We start from the raw sequence: 22,934 nt of genomic DNA, 5'->3' as shown, positions 1-22,934 counted from the left end.
CCCGGCCTTCGCCGGGGCGTTTTTGCGTCGGGCGCCCGATTTTGTCGCGGCTTGCTTGAACCCGCCCGCCGATCCCGCTAGCTCATGCGCATGACTTCCATGGATTTCGAACGCGACTTCGATCCCGCCTATGGCCGCGCCGTCGCGATCGGCGACCAAGTGCGCCGCATGACAGTGCCGAATGGCGGCCCCTTCACCTTCCACGGCACCAACAGCTACATCGTCGGCCGAGGCGACGTCGCGGTGATCGATCCAGGTCCCGACGATCCCGAGCATATTGAGGCGATCCTGCGCGCCACAAAGGGCGAGCGGATCCGCCAGATCCTCATCACCCATACGCATCGCGACCATTCCCCCGGGGCCGCGCGCCTCAAGGCGCTCACCGGCGCGACGCTGCTGGGCGAAGGGCCGCACCGGCTGTCGCGGCCTCTGGCAACCGGCGAAATCAACATGCTCGACGCCAGCGGCGACATGGATTTCGTGCCGGACCGGGCGCTGGCGGATGGCGACCGGATCGAGGGCGACGGCTGGGCGCTGACGGCGATCGCCACCCCCGGCCACGCCGCCAACCATCTTGCCTTCGCGCTGGAAGGGACGCCGCTGCTATTCTCCGGCGACCATGTGATGAAATGGGCGACGACCATCGTGGCGCCGCCGGACGGGGCGATGAGCGACTACATGGCCTCGCTCGACAAGCTGGCCGAACGCCCCGAGACGATCTACCTGCCCGGCCATGGCGGCCCGGTCGAGGACGCGCCCTCCTTCGTGCGCGGCTTGAAGGCGCACCGGCGAATGCGCGAGGCAGCCATCGTCTACCGCATCGGCCGCGGCGACCGCACCATCGCCGACGTCGTCGCCGCCATCTATCGCGATACGCCAACCGCCCTGCATGGCGCCGCCGCGCTCTCCGTCTTCGCGCATCTGGAAGATCTGGTGGCGCGCGGACGGCTTCGCGCGCCAGAGGGCGTCACGCTGGTCGGCACCTTCGAGCCGGCCTGACCGGACGGCTCAGCGCGCCCGGGGCGATACCGGCGGCAAGGGCGGCATGTCGGTCTCGTCGCCCTCCACGGGCTCCGTGACGCCCTGCAGAGCCGTATCGAGATCCCCGAAGAAGGCGCGGATCCGGCGCGCATTGTCGCCGAGATCATGCGAGCCGATGCGCGAGGCCGACCGCATGTCGACCAGCGAACCGTCATCGTCGGCGACAATGCGAAGCGCGACATCCGCCGGCAGGGCCAGGACGAGGGTGCGCGCGACCGCCTCGATCGACGCGTCGGCGCTTTCGATATCAGGCGGCACCGCCTTGCTGAGGGTCCAGCCGCGCGCCGTCATCAGCGCGGTCGCCGCGTCGTAGACGCGCGCGGGCGACACCGGATAGTGGCGCGATAGGATGTCGGGATAGGCCTTCGCCTGCTCATCATTGCTGACGACATCCGGTGCCGGATGGGCAGCCTGGGCGGATGGCGCGAGTTCAGGCGGGTCATTCAGATCCGTCGAGATATCGGCCAGGCGCGGCAGGCGGACCATTTCCTCGACCACCAGCCCCGGCACGGCGAGAATCGCGATCGCCAGCAGCGAGCCGGTGAGCGCCGGGGCGAAGCCGCGCACGCCGTCGATCCAGATCCGGCGCATGGCGAGCCCGCCGAGCACCAGCGCCGCCAGCGCCAGCGCCCAGGCGATGGCGATCAGCAGGAAGAGCGGCACGGTGTCGATCTGGCCGTAGCGGTGCATCACCACAGCGACGATCAGGAGCGGGATCGGCAGGAGGGCAAGGCGCAACGACCAGGGGGCCGTCCTCGCCTCGCGCTCGAACGGGCGCGCGGTCATGCTGTCTCTCCGCAGCCACGCTGCTTCAGGAAACTCGGCTGGCCGGAACTCGTCTTCCGGAAGCTTGTCATGGCAAGTTTACCGCAGCCGGCGGACATTCCTATCCTGCAATATCCTTTAACAATCATTGTCCTCAGCCGTGGCCTTTTAACCATTTTGTAAACCACGAATCCGCCATAATGGAATTTCATACGCGCATCCCTCGGATGCCAGCCGGCGAAAGATCGGTACGGTGTCCGGCGGAAACGCTCAGGATTCGAGACGATTATGACCAGTGTGAAGCACCCCCCCTTCCGTTCCAAGGCTCAACGCGAGCAGGAGCAGAACCTGCAGGCCAAGTATGGCGAACTCGGCAATCCCGAGATCGTCGCCGCCATCCTGCAGAAGAAGAAGCTGGAACAGCAGAAGCAGGCCCAGGCCGCTTTGAAGCCCAGCGAGCGGGACTGATCCACGCGGCGGCCCGCTGGGCTGCCTCGCGCATCGACCGGAATAGAGAGGCGGGATGACCCGCCGAATCCGCTGAATCGTGCGTGGAGCCTGCGCAGCGCTGTCGCGACTGCGCCTCGACGGTGAACCTTCCAGCCTGAAAACGGGTTGCTGCGGGCATGCCGTCGGCACGCCTGGACGCGCCGCCGGCTAAAGCAGCCGCAGCGTGAGGCGGGCCATCGCTTTGGCCTATCAGCCAAAAGCCTGCCACAGCAGCGACGCGGCGATCGCGAACATCACCAGGCCGATGACGATATCGAGCGCCTGCCAGGCGACGGGCCGGGCAAACAAGGGCGCCAGCAGCCGCGCGCCATAGCCAAGCGTATAGAACCAGGCGCAGGAAGCGAACATCGCGCCCAGGCCGAATGCCAGCCGGGCCGTGCCCGCGTGGCGCGCCGACAGTGACCCCAGCAGCACGACCGTGTCGAGATAGACATGCGGGTTGAGGAAGGTCAGCGCCGCGACGGTCGCCAGCGCCGGGGCAAGCCGCGTCTCCGCCGCGCCGCTGGCCGAGAGCCCCGCCGCATGGAAGGCGCGGTGGATGGCCATCGCGCCATAGGCTGCGAGGAAGGCCGCGCCGGCCAGCGTCACCACGAACAGAACGCTCGGCATCGCCTGCACCAGCGAACCCAGCCCGCCGACGCCGGCCGCGATCAGCAGGGCATCGGCAAGAAAGCAGAAGGTGGCGATCGCAAAGACATGCCGCCGCGCCAGTCCCTGCCGCAGCACGAAGGCATTCTGCGCCCCGATGGCGACGATCAGGCTCGCGCCGAGGACGAAACCCTCGACGGAGGGCTGGAGCAGGTCTGGCATGGGGTCGGCTTCCGGACAGGCGAGAGAGGTTGGACGGCACCGTCTTAGGCAAGCCGAATGGCGCCGTCATCCTCCAAAACGTCGACTTCGCAGCCGGAAGGGGGCGTAGCGCGCCTAGAACAGCTTCAACTGGCTGCTGTCGACCGGCTTTTCCGCCTTTTTCGGACGCAATGGCTCCGGTTCCGGCATGGGCGCCACACGCGCCAGGATCGACGGATCGTCATTGCGGAAATTGTTGACCGCCGGGCCGATCGGAATCGCCTCGAACGTGCCGTCCGGGGGCGGCAGCAGAACCTGACCGGCCTTGGCGCCCCGGTCAGCGTCGAGCCCGAGCCAGAGATCATATTGCTCGCGCCGGACGATGACCGGCATGCGCTCATGAATCGGCGCCAGTTCGCGGTTGGCGGCCGTGGTCAGGATCGTCGCCGTGTCGATGATGTTGCCCTTGTCGTCGGCCCATTCATCCCAGAGCCCGGCGAAGGCGATGATGCCGCCGCTGGCGGGCTGCAGATAATAGGGCTGCTTCTTGCCGTTCGGCCCCTTCTGCCATTCGTAGAATCCGGTCGCAGGGATCAGGCAGCGGCGATGGCGATAGGCGCCGCGATAGGCCGGCTTCTCCGCCGCCGTTTCCGAGCGCGCATTGAACAGCAGCGGCAGGGCTGCGAGGTCCTTGGTCCAGGACGGGATCAGCCCCCAGCGCACCAGCGCCGGCCGCCGCTCCCCCCGGACGATCAGGATCGGCTGCGTCGGCGCAATGTTGTAGCGCGGCGGAAACCACTCGATGCGGATCATCGAGAATTCAGCCTCGATATCCTCCGGCTGCACCGCCAGGGCAAAGCGTCCACACATCCATTTTGCTCCAACTCAGCCTGCGGCGCCGCTTTGGTAAAGACTTCGTAAGGAAGCGCCGCTAACGATCTGCATCGTATCATTTTCTCGCCGCGTATTTGCGATGCCGTCCAGCGTCGTCGCAATTTGGGGGACAGCATGCAGTTCGGGCCGGCGCCGCCGGAAAGCAATTATCTGAATCACGCCGAGGACCTGGCGCTGCTTCTTGAGACATTGCCGCACCGGCTCGACCTCGTCGACGGCGTTCTGGCCTGGAGGCCGGAGCATCGGCGTCATGTGCTGGCCACCGCGGCCGGCCACCGCGATCGCGTTCGCCTGGAACAGCTGGAAACCCGCCTCTATCGCCAGGCCACCGCCGCGCAGGACGCGGTTCGCGAAGTGGTGCGCAACGGCAAGCTCGACCTGCTTTGGCCGATCGCGGCGCTCGCTGCCAAGGAAATCCGGCCCGTCATCGCCGAGGCGCGCGACGCCATCGCCCATGCCGAGCCGACGATCCCCTCCCCCGCGCCGGAGGAATCGCATGTCCCGTTCGCCCGCTCCGCCTGAGCCGCCAACGACCGCGCCGCGAGCCGGCCCGGTGCTCGGTGTCAGCGTCGCCGTCTGGCGCGACGGGAAGGTGCTGCTGATCCAGCGCGGCCACGATCCCTGGCGGGGCGCCTGGTCGCTGCCAGGCGGCCGGGTCGAGCGCGGCGAGACGCTGGTCGAGGCGGTCGCGCGCGAACTCTTGGAAGAAACCGGCCTCGTCCTGGGCGTGCCTCGCCTCGTCGAAACGCTGGACGCGATCGACCGGGCCGAGGACGGTACGGTGCGCGGCCATTTCGTCATCATCGTCTTCGCGGCCAATGCGGAAGGGACGCCAATCGCGGCTACCGACGCCGCGGACTTCGGCTGGTTTACGCTCGACGCCATAGACGCCCTCACGACGACGCCGGGGCTGAAGCGCATCGTTGCCCTCTCCGCTCCGGCATGAGCGGCGCAAATTGCCACCGCGACGCCGGGCGGCCTTGCTGCGCGTCGCCCGGCACAGCATGATCCCGCCCGACCGCGAGGTCGCAGCAGGAACGGCAAGCAGGATCGGCGTGATCACCTCAAAGGGCAATTCGGGACGGATGGCGGCGATCGCGCTGGCGCTGGTGCTCGCGGCCACGCCCATAGTGGCGCGAGGCCAGGATGCCGTCGGCGCCGGCGCGGGCGACCCGCCCTATGAACAGCAATTGCAGCGGCTGGCCGAAATCCTTGGAGCGCTGCACTATCTGCGCCCACTTTGCGGGGCCGAGGAACCGAGCGTCTGGCGCGACCAGATGGACCAGATCCTTGCCGCCGAGGACCCCACGCCGGACCGGCGCGCGCGCATCGTCTCGCAGTTCAACCACGGCTTCTCCAGCTTCGCCACGGTCTATCGCACCTGCACGCCCGCGGCGCTAACGGCGATCGATCGCTACATGGCAGAAGGCAAGAAGCTGACCCGCGACATCACGGCGCGCTACGGGCGCTGATCGCGTGTGTTAACCAGCCGCATCGAATTGTTATCGACATCTTAACCTCCTCTTCAGGATCTCGGCCCGGTTCCAACCGCTCGTGCTACCCTGCGGATGAGGGCGATTCGGTTTCTGCCCATTCATGATGCGGAAAGCAGGCGACCCCATGGAACACGATCCCGACGAGATCGAGATTGCCGAACAGAAGCGCGCGGCTCTCGCCTATCTCACGGAAGCCTGGGACGAGGCGATCGCCGAGGGTATCGAGCCGGACATTCTTGCCCATGCCGCCCTGTTCGCGGCCCTTTCCGACCTGATCGACACCTATGGCGAAGACGCCGTCGCCGATCTCGCCGTGTCGCTGCCCGACCGCGTCCGTCGCGGCGAATTCACGCTGCAGCGCACGATCCAGTAACGGAACCAGCCACAGCGCATTGACATCAAAGCCTCGCGGCGGAAACGCCGGCGGGGCTTTTTCATGCCCGGCGAAGGCCGGATTGTCCGCCCCGGCGCTTGGCCGTTTCCGGCCGGTCGGTTATGACTGACAGACGAATGTAGGAGACAGGCATGCTCGGGCGCTGGACTATCGCGGGAACCGCCATCGCGATGCTGATGATCGGGACGAGCCCGTCCCACGCTCTCGTCGCCGGCGAGAGCAAATCGGTGCCGACCTTGAGCATCACCATCCCGCCCGATCCGGAGGACGATGGCGCCGAGGATCCGGCCGATGCCAAGAAGGCCGCGCCTGCGGTCAAGGTCGCTCCGGATGAGCCGCTTCCTGTCATCGAATATGACGTCTCCAAGCTGCCGGAACCGGTGAAGCGCCTGCGCGAGAAGCTGCTCGAGGCCGCCAAGACCGGCGACATCAACCAGCTGAAGCCGATCATCGACGCCAACAAGTCGCCGCCCAATCTCGGCGCCGACGAAGACCAGGACAAGGACCCGATCGCCTTCCTGAAGACGCTGTCGGGCGACCCCGAGGGCCGCGAGATCCTGGCGATCCTGAGCGAGATCCTGGATGCCGGCTACGTGCATGTCGATATCGGCACGCCGCAGGAAGCCTATATCTGGCCCTATTTCGCGCGCTACCCGATCGACGCGCTGACGCCGCCGCAAATGGTCGAATTGTTTCGCATCCTCACCTCGTCCGACTTTGACGAGATGAAGAGCTTCGGCGCCTACATGTTCTACCGCGTCGGCATCGCGCCGGACGGCACCTGGACCTATTTCGAAGCGGGCGATTGAGGCGACTGGCCTCGCCCAAAGCCGGTTGACGACGCCTGAGGTTCATGATTTGTTCTATCCGCTATCGGAGGGAACATCATGGACACCACGCAGTTTCATCGCGGCCGCCTGATCGACCATATCCAGCTCGTCGTCAGCGACTACCCGGCCTGCCGCCGCTTCTATGAAGCGATCATGGACGTCCTCGGGATTCCGATCCTCTTCGGAGAGAACTTCCTCGACGCCGATGATTTCGTGGTGAGTGCGGGGTCGCCGACGACCGGGCGCTGCCACGTTGCCTTCCAGGCGAAGGATCAGGCCACGGTCGATGCGTTTTATGCCGCGGGGCTGAAAGCCGGCGGCCGGGACAATGGCCCGCCGGGACTGCGCGACTATCATCCGAACTACTATGCGGCCTTCCTGATCGATCCGGCCGGCAACAACATCGAAGCCGTGAACCACGGCCCCGCGAGGCGATCGGCGGAATCGGTGGTGATCGAAGCGCTGTGATCCCTGCGCCTCCCCTGGTAGGGCGCAGCGGCCCCGGTCGTCCCGGGGCCGACGTTGGAGGGCGGTTGGCTTTGGGCCCCAAGGGCCGCCAATCAGCCGCGCGGCAGGGCCTCGAGGAACTGGATCGGCTCGCCGATCGAGGGCTCCGTGATCTCTCCATCCCACATGACGCGGCGGCCGCGCACGACGGTGCCGACCGGCCAGCCTATGACGCGCTTGCCGTCATAGGGGGTCCAGCCGGCGCGCGATGCGATCCACTTGTTGGTGATCGTCTCGCGCCGCTTCATGTCGACGATGGTCAGGTCGGCATCGTAGCCGACGGCGATGCGGCCCTTGCGCGCCATGCCGAAGATCCGCGCCGGTCCGGCCGATGTCAGGTCAGCCAGGCGCTCCAGCGTCAGCCGGCCCGCATTGACGTGGTCGAGCATGATCGGCACCAGCGTCTGCACGCCCGTCATGCCGGAGGGCGAGGCCGGATAGGGCTTGGCCTTTTCTTCCAGCGTATGCGGGGCATGGTCGGAGCCGAGCACGTCGATGATGCCCTGCGCCACGCCCTTCCAGACGCCGGTGCGATGGCGCGCATCGCGGATCGGCGGGTTCATCTGCAGAAGGGTCCCGAGCCGGGCGTAATCGTCGGAAGAGAGCGTCAGATGGTGCGGCGTCGCCTCGGCGGTGGCGACATCCTTGTGCAGCGCCAGGAAGTCGATTTCCTCCGCCGTCGAGATATGCAGGACATGGATGCGCGCGCCCGTGCGGCGGGCGATGGCGACGAGCCGCTCGGTCGCCTGCATGGCGGCGATCTCGTCGCGCCAAATCGGATGCGAGGAAGGATCGCCCTCGACGCGCAAGGACTTGCGCGATTCGAGCCGCATCTCGTCTTCGGAATGGAAGGCGGCGCGGCGGCGGGTCTTGGAAAGGATGGCGGCGATGCCCTCATCGTCCGCGACCAGCAGATTGCCGGTCGAGGAACCGATGAACACCTTGATGCCGGCAGCGCCCGGCAGGCGCTCGAGGTCGGGAATCGCGTCGACATTCTCGCGCGTGCCGCCGACCCAGAAGGCGAAATCGCAATGCATTCGATGATGCGCGCGCGACACCTTGTCGGCCAGCGCCTCGGCCGTCGTCGTGGTGGGATTGGTGTTGGGCATCTCGAAGACGCCGGTCACGCCGCCCAGAACGGCGCCGCGCGATCCAGTTTCGAGATCTTCCTTCTGCTCCGCGCCCGGCTCGCGAAAATGCACCTGGGTATCGACGACGCCCGGCAATATATGCAAGCCGGTGCAGTCGATCACCTTGCCGGCGCGGCGCGGATCGACATCGCCGATCGCGGCGATCCGTCCATCGCGGACAGCGATGTCATGCGTTCCGATGCCGTCCTGATTGACGACGGTTCCGTTCCGAAAGAGAAACTCGTAGGTATCCGACATGGCCGCCCTCCCCAGTGCATACCTGATCCGCCCAAGTCCGATGACGGATGGCTGGCATCGGATTAAGGAAGGCGGAAGAACTTCACAAGCGCGTCCAATGCATGGGAACCATGTCTATGCGTAATGGGTCATATGCCCGCCTTACCGATCGCGGCTCCGTGTTCATCAATGGCGCAGAGGCCGAAGCGTTCCTGCAGAATATCATCACCACCGACATGGGTCGCGTGGTTTCGAGCGGCGCCGGCTTTGGCGCGCTGCTCTCGCCGCAGGGCAAGATTCTGTTCGATTTCCTGGTCTTCGCATCCGAAGACGGCTTCCTGTTCGACCTGCCGCGCGGGCTGGTGGACGATTTCATCAAGCGCATGACGCTCTATCGGCTGCGCGCCAAGGTCGGCATCGCCGATCGCAGCGAAAGCGACCAGGTCGTGGCGTTCTGGGGCGGCGACGTTCCGCCCGCGATTGCCGGAGTGGTCGCCGCGGATCCGCGCCTGCCGGCGCTCGGCTATCGGGCGATCGTCCCGGTCGGGACGTCCCTTGCCGTCCCGGGTTATGACGAGGCGACCGAGGCGGATTATCACGCCTGGCGGACCGGGCTCACCGTGCCGGAGGGCGGGCGCGACTTCCCGTTCGGGGACGCCTTTCCGCATGATGTCGACATGGACGATCTTGGCGGGCTCGATTTCCGCAAGGGCTGTTATGTTGGCCAGGAAATCGTCTCGCGCATGGAGCATCGCGGCACCGCTCGCCGCCGCGCCGTTGCCATTGCGGGCGAGAGCGCCCTGCCCCCGCCCGGCACGCCGATCGAAGCCGACGGCAAGCCGCTCGGCGCCCTGGGCGGCACGGCGGGCCAAGCCGGCATCGGCCTGATCCGGCTCGATCGGGCGAAGCGGGCGCTCGACCAGGGAACGCCGGTAACGGCGGGCGGCGTGCCGCTTTCGATCACGCTGCCGGCCTTTGCCAAATTCGACTGGCCTGGAGATGGCGGAGAGAGCGACGCATGAAGCCGAAGGCCGCCGCCCCGCCCCGCGTCTGGCAGCGCATGCTTTCCGGCCGACGGCTCGATCTGGCCGATCCCTCGCCCTTCGACATCGAGATCAGCGACATCGCGCATGGGCTTGCCCGGGTCGCGCGCTGGAACGGCCAGACCAGCGGCGCGCATGCCTTCTCGGTGGCGCAGCATTCCGTGCTGGTCGAGGAGATCGCGGGGCTTGCCGATCCCGCGCTTTCCGCCGCCGGGCGGCTGGCGGCGCTGCTGCATGACGCACCGGAATATGTCGTCGGCGACATGATCTCGCCGTTCAAGGCGCTGGTCGGCGGCGAATACAAGGTGGTGGAGGCGCGGCTGCAGGCGGCGATCCATCTGCGTTTTCGGCCTGCCCGCCGACCGTGCTGCGGGCCTGACCGAGGCGATCAAGGCGGCAGATCGCGTCGCCGCCTTTTTCGAGGCGACGGAACTGGCAGGCTTCACCGCCACCGAAGCGGCGAAATATTTCGGCCGGCCGCGCGGCCTGCATCGCGAGCAGCTTGCGCTGGAGCCCTGGCCGACGGCCGAAGCCGAGCAGCGCTTCCTGGCGCGGTTCGCCGCCCTGGTCGAGGCGCTGGCGCCCCCGACCGTTTCGGCGTGACCCGAACGCCTCGAACCCCTACATAGACGTCCCGGCGCCTGTTTCGCCGGGCCAATCCATTCCGGCGGCCGGTCGATCCGGCACGCCGGCGAACGAGACGGCGCAAGGAGAAAATCGATGTCCCGCATTCACGTCTGCTCATTGTCCCGTATCGGCGCGACCGTGGCCCAGACCGGCGCCAGCCATCTCGTGACGCTGATCAATGCCGGCACGCCGGTCGAGCGCCCGGCGGCGATCCCGGAAGACCGCCACCTCTTCCTGGCCTTCAACGACATCCTGGAGCCGATGGAGGGCATGACCCCGCCGGCAGAGGAGCATGTCGTCTCGCTGCTCGACTTCGTCGAGGGCTGGAAGCCGGAAAAGCCGATCGTCATCCATTGCTTCGCCGGCATCAGCCGCTCGACCGCCGCCGCCTTCATCACGGTCTGCGCGCTGCGCCCGGATCGCGACGAGGCCGAGATCGCCACGCTGATCCGCAGCGGCTCGCCCTCGGCGACGCCGAATCTCCGCCTGGTGCGTTTCGCGGACGAGATCCTCGGCCGCCGCGGCCGCATGGTCAGCGCGATCGAGGCGATCGGCCGGGGCCGAGACGCTTTCGAGGGCCATCCCTTCGCGCTCGACCTCGATCTGGTGCGGTGATCGCACTTCGCGGGAACCCAGCTGCATGAACACTCAGTCTCTGCAATTCCCCCTCGCGACTGGTCGGCTGACGCTCCGGCCGTTCGTGGCGGAGGATTTCACTGCCTACGCCGCGTACCACACGCTTCCCGAGGTCTATCGATATCTCTATGCGGCGCCGCCGGCCGGCGTGGACTTGCAAAAGCAGTTTGACGAAGTGCTCTCCGCGCCTTTCGATACGGACGGGGATGCCTTCCGGCTGGCCGTCGTGTCGACTGCCGAGCACGCCGTCATCGGCGAGACCATTCTGAAATTGGCCAGCAAGGCGGCCCTGCAGGGCGAGGTGGGATACATCTTCAACCCCGCCTTCTCCGGAAAGGGCTATGCCACCGAAGCCGTTGCCAGCACGATCGATTTCGGTTTCTTCAACTTCGGCTTCCACCGGATCTTCGCACGGCTCGACACCGCCAACCGCGGATCCGTGGGCGTGGTCGAGCGCCTCGGCCTGCGGCGCGAGGCGCATCTCGTGCAGAACGACCGCTTCAACGGCGAATGGGGCAACGAGTACATCTATGCCGCGCTGGCCTCGGAATGGCGCCAGAGACGGGCCATCGCCTGATCCTCGCTCGCGCGCCAATCGCCGCAGGGACAGGCGCCGAGAACTGTTTCAATATTTTCGTGTTGCAGCGCAGTAAGAGCTTGATCTAGCTAGATGTAGCGCCGGCAGGAGCCGGTCGCCGCGGGAGCGTGCGCAGATGACGAAATGGGTCTACACCTTCGGCGGGGGACGCGCCGAGGGTGACAGCGCGTTGAAGGAGATCCTCGGCTCCAAGGGTGCGGGACTCGCCGAGATGAGCGCGCTCGGCCTGCCGGTACCGCCGGGCTTCACCATCTCGACCGAAATCTGCCGCCACTTCCTCGCGACCGAAAGCGCCTTCCCGCCCGAGCTCGAGCAGCAGGTTGCCTCGGCACTGGACGGGATCGGCAAGGTGGCCGGCCATCGCTTCGGCGATACCGAGCATCCGTTGCTGGTATCCGTCCGTTCCGGCGCCGCCGCGTCCATGCCCGGCATGATGGATACGGTCCTCAATCTCGGCCTCAACGACGAGACGGTCGAGGGACTGGCGCGTGTCTCGGGAGATCGCCGCTTCGCCTTCGACAGCTATCGTCGCTTCATCCAGATGTATGGCGACGTCGTGCTTGGTCTCGACCACTCGGTGTTCGAGGAGAAGCTGGAAGACTACAAGCTCGAGCGCGGCTTCACGCTCGACAGCGATCTTGATGCTGGCGACTGGCAGGCGGTCTGCGATTTGTTCAAGGCGCTCGTCGCCGACGAGCTGGAGATCCCCTTCCCGCAAGCGCCGCAGGAACAACTCTGGGGCGCGATCTCAGCCGTCATCCGATCCTGGAACAATCCGCGCGCCAAGGCCTATCGGCGGATCAACAATTTGCCCGAGGGCGGCGGCACGGCCGTCACCGTGCAGGCGATGGTGTTCGGCAATCTCGGCGAAACCTCGGCGACGGGCGTCGCCTTCACGCGCCATCCCTCGACCGGCGAAAACATCCTCTGGGGCGAATACCTGCCGAATGCGCAGGGCGAGGACGTCGTCTCGGGCATGCGCACGCCGCAGGACCTGACCGAAGTCGCGCGTCGCGAGACCGGGTCCGAATTACCATCGATGGAAGCGGCGATGCCGGCGGTGTTCGCCGAGTTCCACGCCGTCTGCGCGGCGCTCGAAAAGCACCATCGCGACGTGCTCGACCTCGAATTCACCATCGAGCGCGGCCGGCTCTGGATGCTGCAGGCGCGGCCGGCCAAGCGGACGATCCACGCGGCGCTGAAGACCGCCGTCGACATGGCGCATGAAGGGCTGATCACCCGCGCCGAGGCGGTGGCCCGCATCGATCCACGCACGCTGGAGCAGTTGCTGCACCCGACGATCGACCCGGAATCGAGCGGCGACATTTTTGCACGCGGGCTGCCGGCGTCGCCCGGGGCGGCGAGTGGCACCGTCGTCTTCACCTCGGAAGAAGCCGAGATCGCGCGCACGCAGGGGCGAAAGGTCATCCTGGTCCGCGTCGAGACCAGCCCGGAAGACGTGCACGGCATGCATGCGGCGCGCGGCATCCTGACGACGCGCGGCGGCATGACCAGCCATGCGGCGGTCGTGGCGCGCGGCATGGGCAAGCCCTGCGTCTCCGGCGCCGGCACGATCCGCGTCGATTTCCACGCCGGCACGATGTCGGCCGGCGGCCGGACGATCCAGCGCGGCGACATGATCACCATCGATGGGGGCACCGGCCAGGTGCTGCTCGGCGCCGTTCCGCTGCGCGAGCCCGAGCTTTCGGGCGCCTTCGCCGAGCTGATGGAATGGGCCGACACCTTCCGCACGCTCAAGATCCGAACCAATGTCGATACGCCCTCGGATGCGCGCGCCGCGCGCGGCTTCGGCGCCGAGGGCATCGGCCTCTGCCGCACCGAGCACATGTTCTTCGATGCGCGCCGCATCGTCGCCGTGCGCGAGATGATCCTGGCCGAGACCCATGCCGCCCGCGCCGAAGCGCTGGCCAAGCTGCTGCCGATGCAGCGCAGCGACTTCGCTTCGCTGTTCGAGATCATGTCGGGCCTGCCGGTGACGATCCGCCTGCTCGACCCGCCGCTGCATGAATTCCTGCCGAAGGGCGAGGCGGAGATCGCCGAGCTCGCCGCGGTCATGGGGATTTCACCGGCCAAGATCCGCGCCAGCACCCATGCGCTTTCGGAAGCGAACCCGATGCTCGGCCATCGCGGCGTGCGTCTTGCCATTTCCTTCCCCGAGATCGTCGAGATGCAGGCGCGCGCCATCTTGGAGGCAGCCCTCGACGTCGCCGACGAGACGGGCACGCCGGTCGACCTCGAAATCATGGTGCCGCTGATCGCCGGCAAGCCGGAGCTGGACCTGGTCAACAGCCACATACGTGCGGCAGAAGCGCTCGTTCGAAAAATTCACGGCCGCGCCCCCGCCTACCAACTCGGCACGATGATCGAGCTGCCGCGCGCGGCGCTGGCCGCCGGCGAACTGGCGAAGAGCGCCACCTTCTTCTCGTTCGGCACCAACGACCTGACCCAGACGACGTTCGGAATTTCGCGTGACGACGCCGCGACTTACCTGAACACCTATCTCGCCAAGGGCATCCTGCCGCACGATCCCTTCGCCTCGATCGATCGCGAAGGCGTCGGCGAACTGATCCGCATCGCCTGCGAGCGCGGCCGGGCGACGCGGCCCGATCTCAAGCTCGGCGTCTGCGGCGAGCATGGCGGCGACCCCGCCTCGATTCATTTTTTCGCCGAAATTAACCTTGATTACGTCTCGTGTTCGCCTTTCAGGGTGCCCGTCGCCCGACTGGCCGCCGCTCAGGCAGCCTTACAAAACAGAGACAAAGCCAATTCCGCCTCTCCCCTCCCAACGCCCCCGACGGCCCCTCCCGACCGTTAACCTCGTTTTTAGGTTAATGCCGCAGATTCCAGCCACGTGACCAGCAGAGCACACTGGTCGGTTTTGTTCCGTGCGCGTGGAGTTGCGTACCTCATGGCTGGATCCAAGCGGCGTCCGACGTCAGGAATGTCCCCCCGCGCCCACCCGGGCAACGACGCGCAATTCGTTCTGCGACGTCGGCGACCGCGGCCGACCTTCCGCCGCATCGCGCTGCTTTCCGGCATTCTGGCGAGTGGCCTCGTGGCGCTTTCCTCGACCACCGTCGCGTTCCAGGACGTCGCCAGCCTCTATGGCAAGGATCTGCCGGCCTCGCAGCGCTGGCTGGCGCGGCTGATGCCGCGGCCCTCGGGCGAAGCCTATCAGCCGGGCTCTCTTTCGGCGCCGCCGGCAGCCCGCCTCGTCGCCGGCAATGTCGTCAGCGACGGCAAGCTGATCGAGCCCGTGCTCGACATCGCCGTGCGCGGTCCCGTTTCCGCGCCGGAATTCGTTCCACCGACCGTGAACCGGACCGGCAAGCAGGACATCACGATCGCTCAGCGCAAGGCAGAGCCGCTCCGCACCGCCGCCGCCCGCTTCAAGGCCGGCGTGCTCAAGACCGCCGATCTCGGCAGCGTCTTCAGCAGCGCCAATGCCGTTCCGAAGATGGCCTTTCTGACCGCCCAGGACGTGGCCAAGCCAGATCAGCCGCTGCAATACGCCTCGAAGGCCGATCCTGTCGGCGCGGATGCGAAGAAGGGCGAGGAAGTCGCCAAGCCGGTGGTGGCGCTCGCCTCGATCGCGCCGCTGCCGCGCCGCAACGAATTGCTCGAGCGCAGCAGCAAGAAAGCCGAGGCTGCCGCCAAGGCGCCGGGCAGCCTGGTTGTTTCCGCCTATGCCAATCCCGAACAGGACAAGGCGCTCAGCGCACCGTTCACCGCCCTGCTCAACCGCCCGATGGCGATCGGCAAGGATGGCAAGCCGGATCATTGGTGGGTGATGAACAAGATCCCGACCAATGCACGCTCCGCCACCGAGCAGAAATGCCTGGCGACCGCGATCTATTTCGAAGCGCGCGGCGAATCGGTGAAGGGCGAACTGGCCGTCGCCCAGGTCGTCATCAACCGCCTGAAGAACCCAGCCTATCCCAACACGGTCTGCGGCGTCGTCTACCAGAACAAGAACATGCGCAACGCCTGCCAGTTCTCTTTCGCCTGCGACGGCATCCCCGACCGGATCACCGACGCGACCTCATGGGCGCGGGCGCAGGTTCTGGCCAAGCGCGTCCTGTTCGAAGACAATTGGTGGAATGCCGATGTCGGCTCCTCGACGCACTATCACGCCAACTACGTGAAGCCGCGCTGGGCAAGGACGATGAAGAAGATGCAGAAGGTCGGGCACCACATCTTCTACAAGACCTATGGCGGCGGCTGGATTTGAGGCGGTGCGACCGGCTTTTCCGGTGGCGGACGACGGCCGTCTCCCCCGCTCCGCCGTCATCCCTGCGCAAGCAGGGATCCATGCCTAAGCGAGCCTTTCCGGCCCACGGCCACGACCGCCCTAGCCGACAACACCGCGTTTTCCGGAAAGGTGGATCCCTGCTTTCGCAGGGATGACGGCGAGGGTGAGGAAACGGGAGAGCCGCATTCTGCGCGAGGATGACGCCGGCGCGGGACGCGAAAAGCCCTACCCGATTTCCACCACGAGCCGCCCCCGGACCTTGCCGTCGACGATCTGACGCGCGGCGTCGATGACATCGTCGAAGGCAATCCGCTTCGTCATGGCGGCCAGCTTGGCGCGGTCGAGGTCGCGGTCGAGCCGGTCCCAGGCGGCGATACGGACGGGCTTCGGCACATAGACCGAATCGATGCCGTACAAAGTCACGCCGCGCAGGATGAACGGCGCGACGGTGGCCGGGAATTCCATGCCGCCGGCCAACCCGCAGGCCGCCACCGCGCCGTCATAGCGGATCATCGACAGCAGATTGGCCAGGGTTTGGCCGCCGACGACGTCGATCGCGCCGATCCAGCGTTCGCGCGCCAGTGGCTTGCCGCGACCGTTCAGCTCCGAGCGCGGTATGATCTCGGCCGCGCCCAGCCCCTTCAGATAGTCTGCCTCCTCCGGCCGGCCCGTCGAGGCGACGACGTGGTAGCCAAGGCCGGCCAGCAGGGCGACGGCGACCGAGCCGACTCCGCCCGCAGCGCCCGTGACGAGCACGGGCCCGGCAGGTGGATGGATGCCGTGGCGCTCCAGCGCCATCACCGCCATCATCGCGGTATAGCCGGCCGTGCCGATCGCCATGCCTTCATCGGGCGAGAAGCCGGAGGGCAGCGAAATCAGCCAGTCGCTCTTCCAGCGTGCCTTTTCGGCCCAGGCGCCCAGGTGCAGTTCGCCGACGCCCCAGCCATTCAGCAGCACCCGGTCGCCCGGCTTGATGCCGGGTGCGGAGGATTGCTCGACGATGCCGACGCCATCGACGCCCGGCACCATGGGAAAGCGGCGCACGACCGGGGCACGGCCCGTGATCGCCAGGCCGTCCTTGTAGTTGACCGTCGAGCGCTCGATGCGCACCGTGACGTCGCCTTCCATCAGATCCGCGTCGCCGAGGGTTGCGAAGCCGACCGACTGGCTCCCGCTCGCATCCTTCTGGATCAGGACGGCCTTGAAGCCGGGCATGGCATGTCTCCTCGGTTCGGTTGCGGGCAAAGCGCTTCTACGATCATAGGAAGTCGAGCCCGCTTCGATAAGGTCGCCACTGCCTGAAACCGCCGGATCGTCCTTCGGCGCTCCCATGCCATCCCCTTCAGCCTCGCGGGAATCCCGCGCTTCCTTGACCGGGCGGGCGCCGGGCGATTAGGGTGCGCCGCCTTCGCGTCGCATCACGCCACGCGTCCGAATTTCTCAAGGTTTGCCGGTGTTCGAAACACTTCCTCCCCACATGCGCCCTGACCGGTCCTTCCAGGGCCTGATCCTGACGCTGCAGCGCTTCTGGGCCGATTACGGCTGCGCGATCCTGCAGCCCTATGACATGGAAGTGGGCGCCGGTACCTCGCATCCCTCGACCATGCTGCGATCGCTCGGTCCGAAGCCGTGGAAGGCCGCCTATGTGCAGCCTTCGCGCCGGCCGAAGGACGGCCGCTATGGCGAGAACCCGAACCGGCTGCAGCACTACTACCAGTTCCAGGTGATCCTGAAGCCGAACCCGCCGAACCTGCAGGATCTCTATCTCGACTCGCTGCGCGCCATCGGCATCAACATGGCGCTGCATGACGTGCGCTTCGTCGAGGACGACTGGGAAAACCCGACGCTCGGCGCCTGGGGCCTCGGTTGGGAGTGCTGGTGCGACGGCATGGAAGTGTCGCAGTTCACCTATTTCCAGCAGGTCGCCGGCATCGAGTGCAACCCGGTTTCGGGCGAGCTGACCTACGGCCTTGAGCGCCTCGCCATGTATGTGCAGGGCGTCGACAACGTCTATGACCTGAACTTCAACGGCCGCGAGGGCGACGAGAAGGTCACCTATGGCGACGTCTTCAAGCAGGCCGAGCAGGAATATTCGCGGCACAATTTCGAATTCGCCGACACGGAGATCCTCTTCCGCCGCTTCGCCGATTGCGAACGGGAATGCCAGGCGCTGCTCGCCGCCGGCGGCATGACCATGCCGGCCTATGACCAGTGCCTCAAGGCAGGCCACGCCTTCAACCTGCTCGACGCGCGCGGCGTGATCTCGGTCACCGAACGCCAGAGCTACATCCTGCGCGTCCGCGAACTGGCCAAGGCCTGCGGCGCTGCCTGGCTGGAAACCGCAGCCGGGGGAAAAGAATAAATGCCCGATCTTCTGCTTGAACTCTTCTCGGAAGAAATCCCCGCCCGCATGCAGCGCAAGGCGGCGGAAGACCTGAAGAAGCTCGTCACCGACGCGCTCGTCGAGGCCGGCCTGCACTACGAGGGCGCCAAGGCGTTCTCGACGCCGCGCCGCCTCGCCCTGACCGTCAGCGGCATCCCGACGCATTCAGCCGCGACCCATGAGGACCGCAAGGGACCGAAGGTCGGCGCTCCCGACGCCGCGATCCAGGGCTTCTTGCGTGGCGCGGGGCTTACCTCGCTCGACCAGGCGCATATCCACTCGGATCCGAAGAAGGGCGATTTCTACGTCGCCCATATCCACAAGCCGGGCAGCGACACCAAGGACGTGCTCGCCAACGCGATCCCCGCCATCATCCGCTCGTTCCCCTGGCCGAAATCCATGCATTGGGGCACCGGCAAGCTGCAATGGGTGCGCCCGCTGCAGTCGATTGTCTGCACCTTCGGACCGGAGACCGAAGAGCCGGAAGTAATCGATTTTGAGATCGACGGCATCCGCTCGGGTAACATCACCCACGGCCACCGCTTCATCGCGCCGAGCGCGATTCCGGTGAAGCGCTTCGACGACTATGTCGACAAGCTCGACAACGCCTCTGTCATTCTCGATGCCGACCGCCGCAAGGACGTCATCCTGCATGACGCGCGCGACCGGGTGTTCGCGCTCGGGCTGGAACTGGTCGAGGACGAGGGCCTGCTGGAGGAAGTCGCGGGCCTGGTCGAGTGGCCGGTCGTTCTGGTCGGGACCTTCGAGGAAGAATTCCTTTCGATCCCCCCGGAAGTGATCCGCGCCACCATCCGCGCCAACCAGAAGTGCTTCGTCGTCCGCAAGCCCGGCACGACCGAGCTCGCCAACCGCTTCGTGCTGATCGCCAACATCGAGGCGATCGATGGCGGCGAGGCGATCACGGCCGGCAATGGCCGCGTCATCCGCGCCCGCCTGTCGGACGCCAAGTTCTTCTATGACACGGACCTGAAGACCCGCCTCGAGGACCGTCTGCCGAAATTCGACCAGATCGTCTTCCACGAGAAGCTCGGCACGCAGTCGCAGCGCATCCTGCGCCTGCAGAAGCTCGCCGCCGCGATCGCGCCGCTGGTCGGCGCCGATGTCGACAAGGCGAAGCGCGCCGCGCTGCTTGCCAAGACCGACCTCGTCACCGAGGTGGTCGGCGAATTCCCGGAAGTCCAGGGCCTGATGGGGCGCTACTACGCCATCGCGCAGGGCGAGGACGAATCGGTCGCCGCCGCGATCGAGGACCACTACAAGCCGCAGGGCCCCGGCGACCGCGTGCCGACCGATCCGGTCGCGATAACCGTGGCGCTGGCCGACAAGCTCGACACGCTCACCGGCTTCTGGGCGATCGACGAGAAGCCAACCGGCAGCAAGGACCCCTATGCGCTGCGACGCGCGGCGCTGGGCGTCATCCGCATCGCGCTGTCGATCCCGGCCAAGCTGCCGCTCAACGTCGCGCTCGCCCATGCGATCGACGGCTATAATGACCAGACCGAATCCGAAGCGCTCACGGATTATGAAGGCGCCCAGAGCCATGTCTCGCGCGAGGACGTGGATGGCGAACAGGATCTCGACAACGCGCTGGAGAACTTCGGCCGCCGGCTGCGCCGCGAGCTCGACGCGAAGACGCCCGAGATCATCGCCGACCTGATCGCCTTCTTCGCCGATCGCCTGAAGGTGCAGCTGCGCGACCAGGGCGCGCGGCACGATCTGGTCGACGCCGTGTTCGCGCTCGGCAATCAGGACGATGTGCAACTGATCGCCCGCCGCGTCGAGGCGCTGGGCAAGTTCCTCGATACCGAGGACGGCAAGAACCTGCTCGCCGGCTACCGTCGCGCCGCCAACATCCTCAAGGCCGAGGAGAAGAAGGGCGAAAGCTTCGATGGCGCCGTCGATGCCGCCCATCTCCGCCTGTCGGAAGAGCGGGCGCTGCATGTGGCGATCGCCACCGCCCGCGCTGAGGCGGAAGGCGCCGTCGCACGTGAAGACTATGAAGGCGCCATCGCCGCGCTCGCCCGCCTGCGCGCGCCGGTCGATGCCTTCTTCGAGGCCGTTTTGGTGAATGCCGAGGAGCCGGAGGTTCGCGCCAATCGGCTCCGCCTGCTGAACGCCATCCGCAGCGCCACGCTGACGGTTGCCGACTTCTCGAAAGTCAGCGGCTAGTCCGCCGCAATCCGCCTGGCCCTCCCCCTGGGGAGGGCCAGGTTGCGCCCCACTCTCCTGATGGTGGCAACTCGATCACGCTACGTCACAGCGTTTTGAGGCGCGGAATTCTTGATCTCCTGCGGGAAAGAGAGATTTTCCCGACTTGCCCTCGGCCCGGGGGAAATCCCCCGTTTGAAGCACCTTTGGATCCGATGCGACGCGCGAGCGGCTGGGAGGTCGCTCGGTTTTCACGTCGCTGCCGATGGCATGGGCTCAAGGAGCAATCATCATGGCGACTCAAACCAGACATGCTTCACTTGCTTTCGCTGCCGCCCTTTCCTTGGCCGCAGCGCCCGCATTTGCCGATCAGAACGGATATGGCGGCCCAAAAAGCTATTCCGGTAACGGCGGATCGTCCTTCACCAGTATGGGCGGGCCTTCCTTCTCCAGCATGACGGGAGGGGGTTCCATGTCCGGCTCCCCGTCCTGGGGCAGCGCGACATCCATGAACAGCCCTTCGTCCGGCAGCCATTCCGGTTCGGGATGGCAAGGAGGAACGGGCAACAGCCCCAAGAACTGGGCCAATAATGGCTCCTGGGGCGGCAACAGGCACCATGGCGTCAAGTGGCCAGGCACTGGTCATTGGCCACATCATCCCCTGCCCGAACCCGAGCCGACACCGACGCCAACACCCACGCCCACTCCGGTCCCGGTGGCTCCGCTGGCGCGCCTGCTGGGCCTCGGTAGCGGAGGGGGGAGCAGCAGCAGCATGCCGGACTATAACTGCTCGATCTACGGCTATGCGAACGCGCCCTGGTATTGCGGACAATCGTCCGGCGGCCAGTAACAGTCTTCGCCGGATCGGTGATTTCCGCTGATCGCGCCGGGGTCGCGAGCTTGTGACCCCGGTCATATTGCCGCTGAGGGGAAAAGACGATGGTGCGCCTGCCATCGGCCGGGCAGACATGCCCGGTGCAGCCTCTCCTCGAAGAGACCGCATGGGCGCGCGGACGACAGGGTGTCGCTCCGGTATTCGCGTCGTCATCGGTGGCAGCTCAAGGGAGCCCCATCATGACGAAACGCCTCGCCCTCTCCATCGCCGCCTTTGCCATCGCCGGCCTGTTCATGGCCGACCTGTCGCCGGCCATCGCCCAGACCGCCGCGCCTTCCCGCACGCCCCCGTCCTCGACCGTTCCTGGTGGACCGGACGGCGGTGATGGCGGCATGCGTTCGGCCAGCTGCGGCGAATACGGTTATGCCAACATGCCGTCGGGCTGCCTGATCCAGGCCATGGCCTGCGTCTGCCCGAACGACAGCGATCCGAACTACCGGTCGCCTTCCAGCTGCGAAGGAATTACGCGCAACGCCCGCCACGCCGCGGAGCGCAAGTGCGCCAACAACACGCGCGCGGTTCGCCGGCTGTTCTGAGACGTCGGTGTCGACCGAAGACTTCGCTACGGAGAGATCTAGTAGCGGTCGTTGGGACGATAGATGCCGGTCACAGGATCCTGAACCAGAGTCGCCATCGGCCGCTTGGCCATGGCGCGCTCTGCTTCGCGCATCCGGACCGCGACGCGTTCGCGCGACTTCATCAGGGTGCGGGCCGTAATGACGCCCAGCGTGCCCAGAAGCGCCAACATCAGAACCTGCGGCATCATCCCAATCCCTTCCCTGTCGAGCCCTTGGCTCGCTCGATCCATCCGCTGAAAGATGCCGGGAAAACCCGGCCTGCGCCTAGAGCCCGAACCGGCTCCAATGGGCGCGTTCCTCCAGCGTCGAGACCGCACTGTCCACCATATTGGACGCAATAGCGGCAGAGGCAAGGCCACCGGCTCCGCCACCGCCAAACCGCGCCAACACGCCGCGCTTCGGCGCGACCAGGACCATGCGCATCTTGTCGCCGAAACGACCGCGCAGATAGGAGCGCAGATCGCCGATCCGGTCGATCAGGCCGAGTTCCAGCCCTCGCGTGCCCGACCAGAACGCGCCGGAGAACAGCGTCGGATCATCGGCGAGCCGCTCGCCGCGGCGGGCGCGGACAAGGTCGATGAACATGTCGTGCACGTCGCGCTGCAACGACTTCAGATGCTGGATGTCGGCCTCTTTCTCCGGCTTGAACGGATCGAGCATCGCCTTGCTCTCTCCCGCCGTGTAGACGCGGCGCTCGATGCCGATCTTCTCGATCAGTTTCTCGAAACCGAACCCGGCCGAGACGACGCCGATCGAACCCACGACCGAGCTCTGATCCACGATGATGACGTCTCCGGCGAGCGCGATCAGGTAGCCGCCGGAAGCGGCCACATCCTCGACCCCGACGATCACGTCCTTCTTGTTCTCTTCGGCCAGCGCGCGGATGCGCTTGAAGATCAGATGCGACTGCACCGGCGAACCGCCGGGCGAATTGATCAGGATCCCCACCGCGGGCGCGTTCTTCATCGCAAAGGCGCGCTCCAGCTGCGGCGCCACGCTGGAGAGCGTGAGGCCCGAGCGAAATTGCGAAACGGCGCCGATGACGCCCGAGAGGCGAACCACCGGGACGACCACCTCTTCCTTGCGGAAGCGGGCGGGAAGAACCCTGGAAAGCGAGGCTTTGAGATCCTGAAGCACGG

The 22,934-nt window shown here is 66.5% G+C and carries 24 protein-coding genes and 1 pseudogene; 17 read left to right on the top strand and 8 right to left on the bottom strand.

What is annotated here, in order from left to right:
* The first annotated feature begins 90 nt into the window (after nucleotides 1-90).
* Nucleotides 91-999, top strand: a complete 909-nt coding sequence (locus ACHMWQ_RS10710; RefSeq protein ID WP_396309426.1) for an MBL fold metallo-hydrolase — start codon at nucleotides 91-93, stop codon at nucleotides 997-999.
* A gap of 9 nt (nucleotides 1,000-1,008) precedes the next feature.
* Here the strand turns inward: ACHMWQ_RS10710 and ACHMWQ_RS10705 are convergent, their stop codons facing one another.
* Nucleotides 1,009-1,827, bottom strand: a complete 819-nt coding sequence (locus ACHMWQ_RS10705; RefSeq protein ID WP_396307445.1) for a DUF1499 domain-containing protein — start codon at nucleotides 1,825-1,827, stop codon at nucleotides 1,009-1,011.
* 267 nt (nucleotides 1,828-2,094) lie between these two features.
* Between ACHMWQ_RS10705 and ACHMWQ_RS10700 the strand changes: the two genes are divergently transcribed.
* Nucleotides 2,095-2,274, top strand: coding sequence for a hypothetical protein (locus ACHMWQ_RS10700; protein WP_354547965.1), 180 nt, complete (start codon nucleotides 2,095-2,097; stop codon nucleotides 2,272-2,274).
* 231 nt (nucleotides 2,275-2,505) lie between these two features.
* Here the strand turns inward: ACHMWQ_RS10700 and ACHMWQ_RS10695 are convergent, their stop codons facing one another.
* Both ACHMWQ_RS10695 and ACHMWQ_RS10690 read right to left on the bottom strand, forming a co-directional pair.
* The gene (locus ACHMWQ_RS10695) at nucleotides 2,506-3,117 is read right to left on the bottom strand and encodes a LysE/ArgO family amino acid transporter (RefSeq protein WP_396309425.1); all 612 of its coding nucleotides are present in this window, start codon (nucleotides 3,115-3,117) and stop codon (nucleotides 2,506-2,508) included.
* A gap of 123 nt (nucleotides 3,118-3,240) precedes the next feature.
* On the bottom strand, nucleotides 3,241-3,975 hold the full coding sequence (locus tag ACHMWQ_RS10690) for an SOS response-associated peptidase (protein WP_396307444.1): 735 nt from the start codon (nucleotides 3,973-3,975) through the stop codon (nucleotides 3,241-3,243).
* A gap of 138 nt (nucleotides 3,976-4,113) precedes the next feature.
* Between ACHMWQ_RS10690 and ACHMWQ_RS10685 the strand changes: the two genes are divergently transcribed.
* The 6 genes from ACHMWQ_RS10685 to ACHMWQ_RS10660 all read left to right on the top strand — a co-directional run bounded on the left by ACHMWQ_RS10685 (nucleotide 4,114) and on the right by ACHMWQ_RS10660 (nucleotide 7,187).
* A complete protein-coding gene (locus ACHMWQ_RS10685; RefSeq protein ID WP_396307443.1) occupies nucleotides 4,114-4,521 on the top strand; it encodes a hypothetical protein in 408 nt (135 codons plus the stop codon).
* Nucleotides 4,496-4,945 (top strand): NUDIX hydrolase, encoded by a 450-nt coding sequence (locus ACHMWQ_RS10680; protein ID WP_396307442.1) that lies wholly within the window; start codon nucleotides 4,496-4,498, stop codon nucleotides 4,943-4,945. Before ACHMWQ_RS10685 ends, ACHMWQ_RS10680 begins: the two co-directional genes overlap by 26 nt.
* 109 nt (nucleotides 4,946-5,054) lie before the next feature.
* The gene (locus ACHMWQ_RS10675; RefSeq protein ID WP_396307441.1) at nucleotides 5,055-5,471 is read left to right on the top strand and encodes a TIGR02301 family protein; all 417 of its coding nucleotides are present in this window, start codon (nucleotides 5,055-5,057) and stop codon (nucleotides 5,469-5,471) included.
* Nucleotides 5,472-5,619: 148 nt separating this feature from the next.
* Complete coding sequence (locus tag ACHMWQ_RS10670) at nucleotides 5,620-5,868, top strand: hypothetical protein (protein ID WP_266333004.1); 249 nt, start codon at nucleotides 5,620-5,622, stop codon at nucleotides 5,866-5,868.
* A 152-nt stretch (nucleotides 5,869-6,020) separates the two neighbouring features.
* Entirely contained in the window at nucleotides 6,021-6,698 is a 678-nt protein-coding gene (locus tag ACHMWQ_RS10665) for a hypothetical protein (protein ID WP_396307440.1), read from the top strand.
* A 78-nt stretch (nucleotides 6,699-6,776) separates the two neighbouring features.
* Nucleotides 6,777-7,187: a VOC family protein gene (locus tag ACHMWQ_RS10660; RefSeq protein ID WP_396307439.1), complete on the top strand. Its 411-nt coding sequence runs from the start codon at nucleotides 6,777-6,779 to the stop codon at nucleotides 7,185-7,187.
* A gap of 92 nt (nucleotides 7,188-7,279) precedes the next feature.
* Here the strand turns inward: ACHMWQ_RS10660 and ACHMWQ_RS10655 are convergent, their stop codons facing one another.
* Nucleotides 7,280-8,614 carry a dihydroorotase gene (locus ACHMWQ_RS10655; RefSeq protein ID WP_396307438.1) on the bottom strand — a complete coding sequence of 445 codons (1,335 nt, stop codon included), beginning with the start codon at nucleotides 8,612-8,614 and terminating at the stop codon, nucleotides 7,280-7,282.
* Between the two features lie 116 nt (nucleotides 8,615-8,730).
* Here ACHMWQ_RS10655 and ACHMWQ_RS10650 point away from each other — a divergent pair, with 116 nt between their 5' ends.
* From ACHMWQ_RS10650 to ACHMWQ_RS10625, 6 genes and pseudogenes are all read left to right on the top strand, one after another.
* Entirely contained in the window at nucleotides 8,731-9,615 is an 885-nt protein-coding gene (locus ACHMWQ_RS10650) for a YgfZ/GcvT domain-containing protein (RefSeq protein WP_396307437.1), read from the top strand.
* A pseudogene (locus tag ACHMWQ_RS10645) lies at nucleotides 9,612-10,239 on the top strand (hydrolase). The gene ACHMWQ_RS10650 and the pseudogene ACHMWQ_RS10645 overlap by 4 nt, the downstream one beginning before the upstream one ends.
* A gap of 117 nt (nucleotides 10,240-10,356) precedes the next feature.
* The gene (locus ACHMWQ_RS10640; protein WP_266332998.1) at nucleotides 10,357-10,878 is read left to right on the top strand and encodes a tyrosine phosphatase family protein; all 522 of its coding nucleotides are present in this window, start codon (nucleotides 10,357-10,359) and stop codon (nucleotides 10,876-10,878) included.
* 25 nt (nucleotides 10,879-10,903) lie between these two features.
* Nucleotides 10,904-11,476 carry a GNAT family N-acetyltransferase gene (locus ACHMWQ_RS10635; protein WP_396307436.1) on the top strand — a complete coding sequence of 191 codons (573 nt, stop codon included), beginning with the start codon at nucleotides 10,904-10,906 and terminating at the stop codon, nucleotides 11,474-11,476.
* Nucleotides 11,477-11,612: 136 nt separating this feature from the next.
* Entirely contained in the window at nucleotides 11,613-14,333 is a 2,721-nt protein-coding gene (ppdK, locus tag ACHMWQ_RS10630) for a pyruvate, phosphate dikinase (protein WP_396307435.1), read from the top strand.
* A gap of 126 nt (nucleotides 14,334-14,459) precedes the next feature.
* Nucleotides 14,460-15,749, top strand: coding sequence for a cell wall hydrolase (locus ACHMWQ_RS10625; RefSeq protein ID WP_396307434.1), 1,290 nt, complete (start codon nucleotides 14,460-14,462; stop codon nucleotides 15,747-15,749).
* A 246-nt stretch (nucleotides 15,750-15,995) separates the two neighbouring features.
* On the opposite strand, the gene ACHMWQ_RS10620 is transcribed toward ACHMWQ_RS10625, so the two are convergent.
* Nucleotides 15,996-16,985: an MDR family oxidoreductase gene (locus ACHMWQ_RS10620; RefSeq protein ID WP_396307433.1), complete on the bottom strand. Its 990-nt coding sequence runs from the start codon at nucleotides 16,983-16,985 to the stop codon at nucleotides 15,996-15,998.
* A 262-nt stretch (nucleotides 16,986-17,247) separates the two neighbouring features.
* Here ACHMWQ_RS10620 and ACHMWQ_RS10615 point away from each other — a divergent pair, with 262 nt between their 5' ends.
* Together ACHMWQ_RS10615 and glyS are read left to right on the top strand one after the other, a co-directional pair.
* The gene (locus ACHMWQ_RS10615) at nucleotides 17,248-18,132 is read left to right on the top strand and encodes a glycine--tRNA ligase subunit alpha (RefSeq protein WP_266332994.1); all 885 of its coding nucleotides are present in this window, start codon (nucleotides 17,248-17,250) and stop codon (nucleotides 18,130-18,132) included.
* Nucleotides 18,133-20,343 carry a glycine--tRNA ligase subunit beta gene (gene glyS, locus ACHMWQ_RS10610; RefSeq protein WP_396307432.1) on the top strand — a complete coding sequence of 737 codons (2,211 nt, stop codon included), beginning with the start codon at nucleotides 18,133-18,135 and terminating at the stop codon, nucleotides 20,341-20,343.
* Nucleotides 20,344-20,718: 375 nt separating this feature from the next.
* Here the strand turns inward: glyS and ACHMWQ_RS10605 are convergent, their stop codons facing one another.
* The gene (locus ACHMWQ_RS10605; RefSeq protein WP_396307431.1) at nucleotides 20,719-20,910 is read right to left on the bottom strand and encodes a hypothetical protein; all 192 of its coding nucleotides are present in this window, start codon (nucleotides 20,908-20,910) and stop codon (nucleotides 20,719-20,721) included.
* A 486-nt stretch (nucleotides 20,911-21,396) separates the two neighbouring features.
* On the opposite strand from ACHMWQ_RS10605, the gene ACHMWQ_RS10600 reads away from it, so the two are divergent.
* Complete coding sequence (locus ACHMWQ_RS10600) at nucleotides 21,397-21,753, top strand: hypothetical protein (RefSeq protein WP_396307430.1); 357 nt, start codon at nucleotides 21,397-21,399, stop codon at nucleotides 21,751-21,753.
* A 38-nt stretch (nucleotides 21,754-21,791) separates the two neighbouring features.
* On the opposite strand, the gene ACHMWQ_RS10595 is transcribed toward ACHMWQ_RS10600, so the two are convergent.
* Nucleotides 21,792-21,983: a hypothetical protein gene (locus ACHMWQ_RS10595; protein ID WP_396307429.1), complete on the bottom strand. Its 192-nt coding sequence runs from the start codon at nucleotides 21,981-21,983 to the stop codon at nucleotides 21,792-21,794.
* 76 nt (nucleotides 21,984-22,059) lie between these two features.
* Entirely contained in the window at nucleotides 22,060-22,932 is an 873-nt protein-coding gene (locus tag ACHMWQ_RS10590) for a S49 family peptidase (protein ID WP_396307428.1), read from the bottom strand.
* Nucleotides 22,933-22,934 lie beyond the last annotated feature (2 nt).

The sequence above is a fragment of the Kaistia sp. UC242_56 genome, from assembly GCF_044452255.1.
Classification (GTDB): domain Bacteria; phylum Pseudomonadota; class Alphaproteobacteria; order Rhizobiales; family Kaistiaceae; genus Kaistia; species Kaistia defluvii_A.
The sequence above is the reverse complement of the archived record's forward strand: the minus strand, read 5'-3'. Positions and strand labels throughout refer to the sequence as shown.

What these genes read in the sequence shown, in the direction of transcription:
- ACHMWQ_RS10710 (WP_396309426.1), top strand. Translation starts at nt 91, where the DNA reads ATGACTTCCATGGATTTCGAACGCGACTTCGATCCCGCCTATGGCCGC.
- ACHMWQ_RS10705 (WP_396307445.1), bottom strand. Translation starts at nt 1,827, where the DNA reads ATGACCGCGCGCCCGTTCGAGCGCGAGGCGAGGACGGCCCCCTGGTCG.
- ACHMWQ_RS10700 (WP_354547965.1), top strand. Translation starts at nt 2,095, where the DNA reads ATGACCAGTGTGAAGCACCCCCCCTTCCGTTCCAAGGCTCAACGCGAG.
- ACHMWQ_RS10690 (WP_396307444.1), bottom strand. Translation starts at nt 3,975, where the DNA reads ATGTGTGGACGCTTTGCCCTGGCGGTGCAGCCGGAGGATATCGAGGCT.
- ACHMWQ_RS10685 (WP_396307443.1), top strand. Translation starts at nt 4,114, where the DNA reads ATGCAGTTCGGGCCGGCGCCGCCGGAAAGCAATTATCTGAATCACGCC.
- ACHMWQ_RS10680 (WP_396307442.1), top strand. Translation starts at nt 4,496, where the DNA reads ATGTCCCGTTCGCCCGCTCCGCCTGAGCCGCCAACGACCGCGCCGCGA.
- ACHMWQ_RS10670 (WP_266333004.1), top strand. Translation starts at nt 5,620, where the DNA reads ATGGAACACGATCCCGACGAGATCGAGATTGCCGAACAGAAGCGCGCG.
- ACHMWQ_RS10665 (WP_396307440.1), top strand. Translation starts at nt 6,021, where the DNA reads ATGCTCGGGCGCTGGACTATCGCGGGAACCGCCATCGCGATGCTGATG.
- ACHMWQ_RS10660 (WP_396307439.1), top strand. Translation starts at nt 6,777, where the DNA reads ATGGACACCACGCAGTTTCATCGCGGCCGCCTGATCGACCATATCCAG.
- ACHMWQ_RS10655 (WP_396307438.1), bottom strand. Translation starts at nt 8,614, where the DNA reads ATGTCGGATACCTACGAGTTTCTCTTTCGGAACGGAACCGTCGTCAAT.
- ACHMWQ_RS10650 (WP_396307437.1), top strand. Translation starts at nt 8,731, where the DNA reads ATGCGTAATGGGTCATATGCCCGCCTTACCGATCGCGGCTCCGTGTTC.
- ACHMWQ_RS10640 (WP_266332998.1), top strand. Translation starts at nt 10,357, where the DNA reads ATGTCCCGCATTCACGTCTGCTCATTGTCCCGTATCGGCGCGACCGTG.
- ACHMWQ_RS10635 (WP_396307436.1), top strand. Translation starts at nt 10,904, where the DNA reads ATGAACACTCAGTCTCTGCAATTCCCCCTCGCGACTGGTCGGCTGACG.
- ppdK (WP_396307435.1), top strand. Translation starts at nt 11,613, where the DNA reads ATGACGAAATGGGTCTACACCTTCGGCGGGGGACGCGCCGAGGGTGAC.
- ACHMWQ_RS10625 (WP_396307434.1), top strand. Translation starts at nt 14,460, where the DNA reads ATGTCCCCCCGCGCCCACCCGGGCAACGACGCGCAATTCGTTCTGCGA.
- ACHMWQ_RS10620 (WP_396307433.1), bottom strand. Translation starts at nt 16,985, where the DNA reads ATGCCCGGCTTCAAGGCCGTCCTGATCCAGAAGGATGCGAGCGGGAGC.
- ACHMWQ_RS10615 (WP_266332994.1), top strand. Translation starts at nt 17,248, where the DNA reads ATGCGCCCTGACCGGTCCTTCCAGGGCCTGATCCTGACGCTGCAGCGC.
- glyS (WP_396307432.1), top strand. Translation starts at nt 18,133, where the DNA reads ATGCCCGATCTTCTGCTTGAACTCTTCTCGGAAGAAATCCCCGCCCGC.
- ACHMWQ_RS10600 (WP_396307430.1), top strand. Translation starts at nt 21,397, where the DNA reads ATGACGAAACGCCTCGCCCTCTCCATCGCCGCCTTTGCCATCGCCGGC.
- ACHMWQ_RS10595 (WP_396307429.1), bottom strand. Translation starts at nt 21,983, where the DNA reads ATGATGCCGCAGGTTCTGATGTTGGCGCTTCTGGGCACGCTGGGCGTC.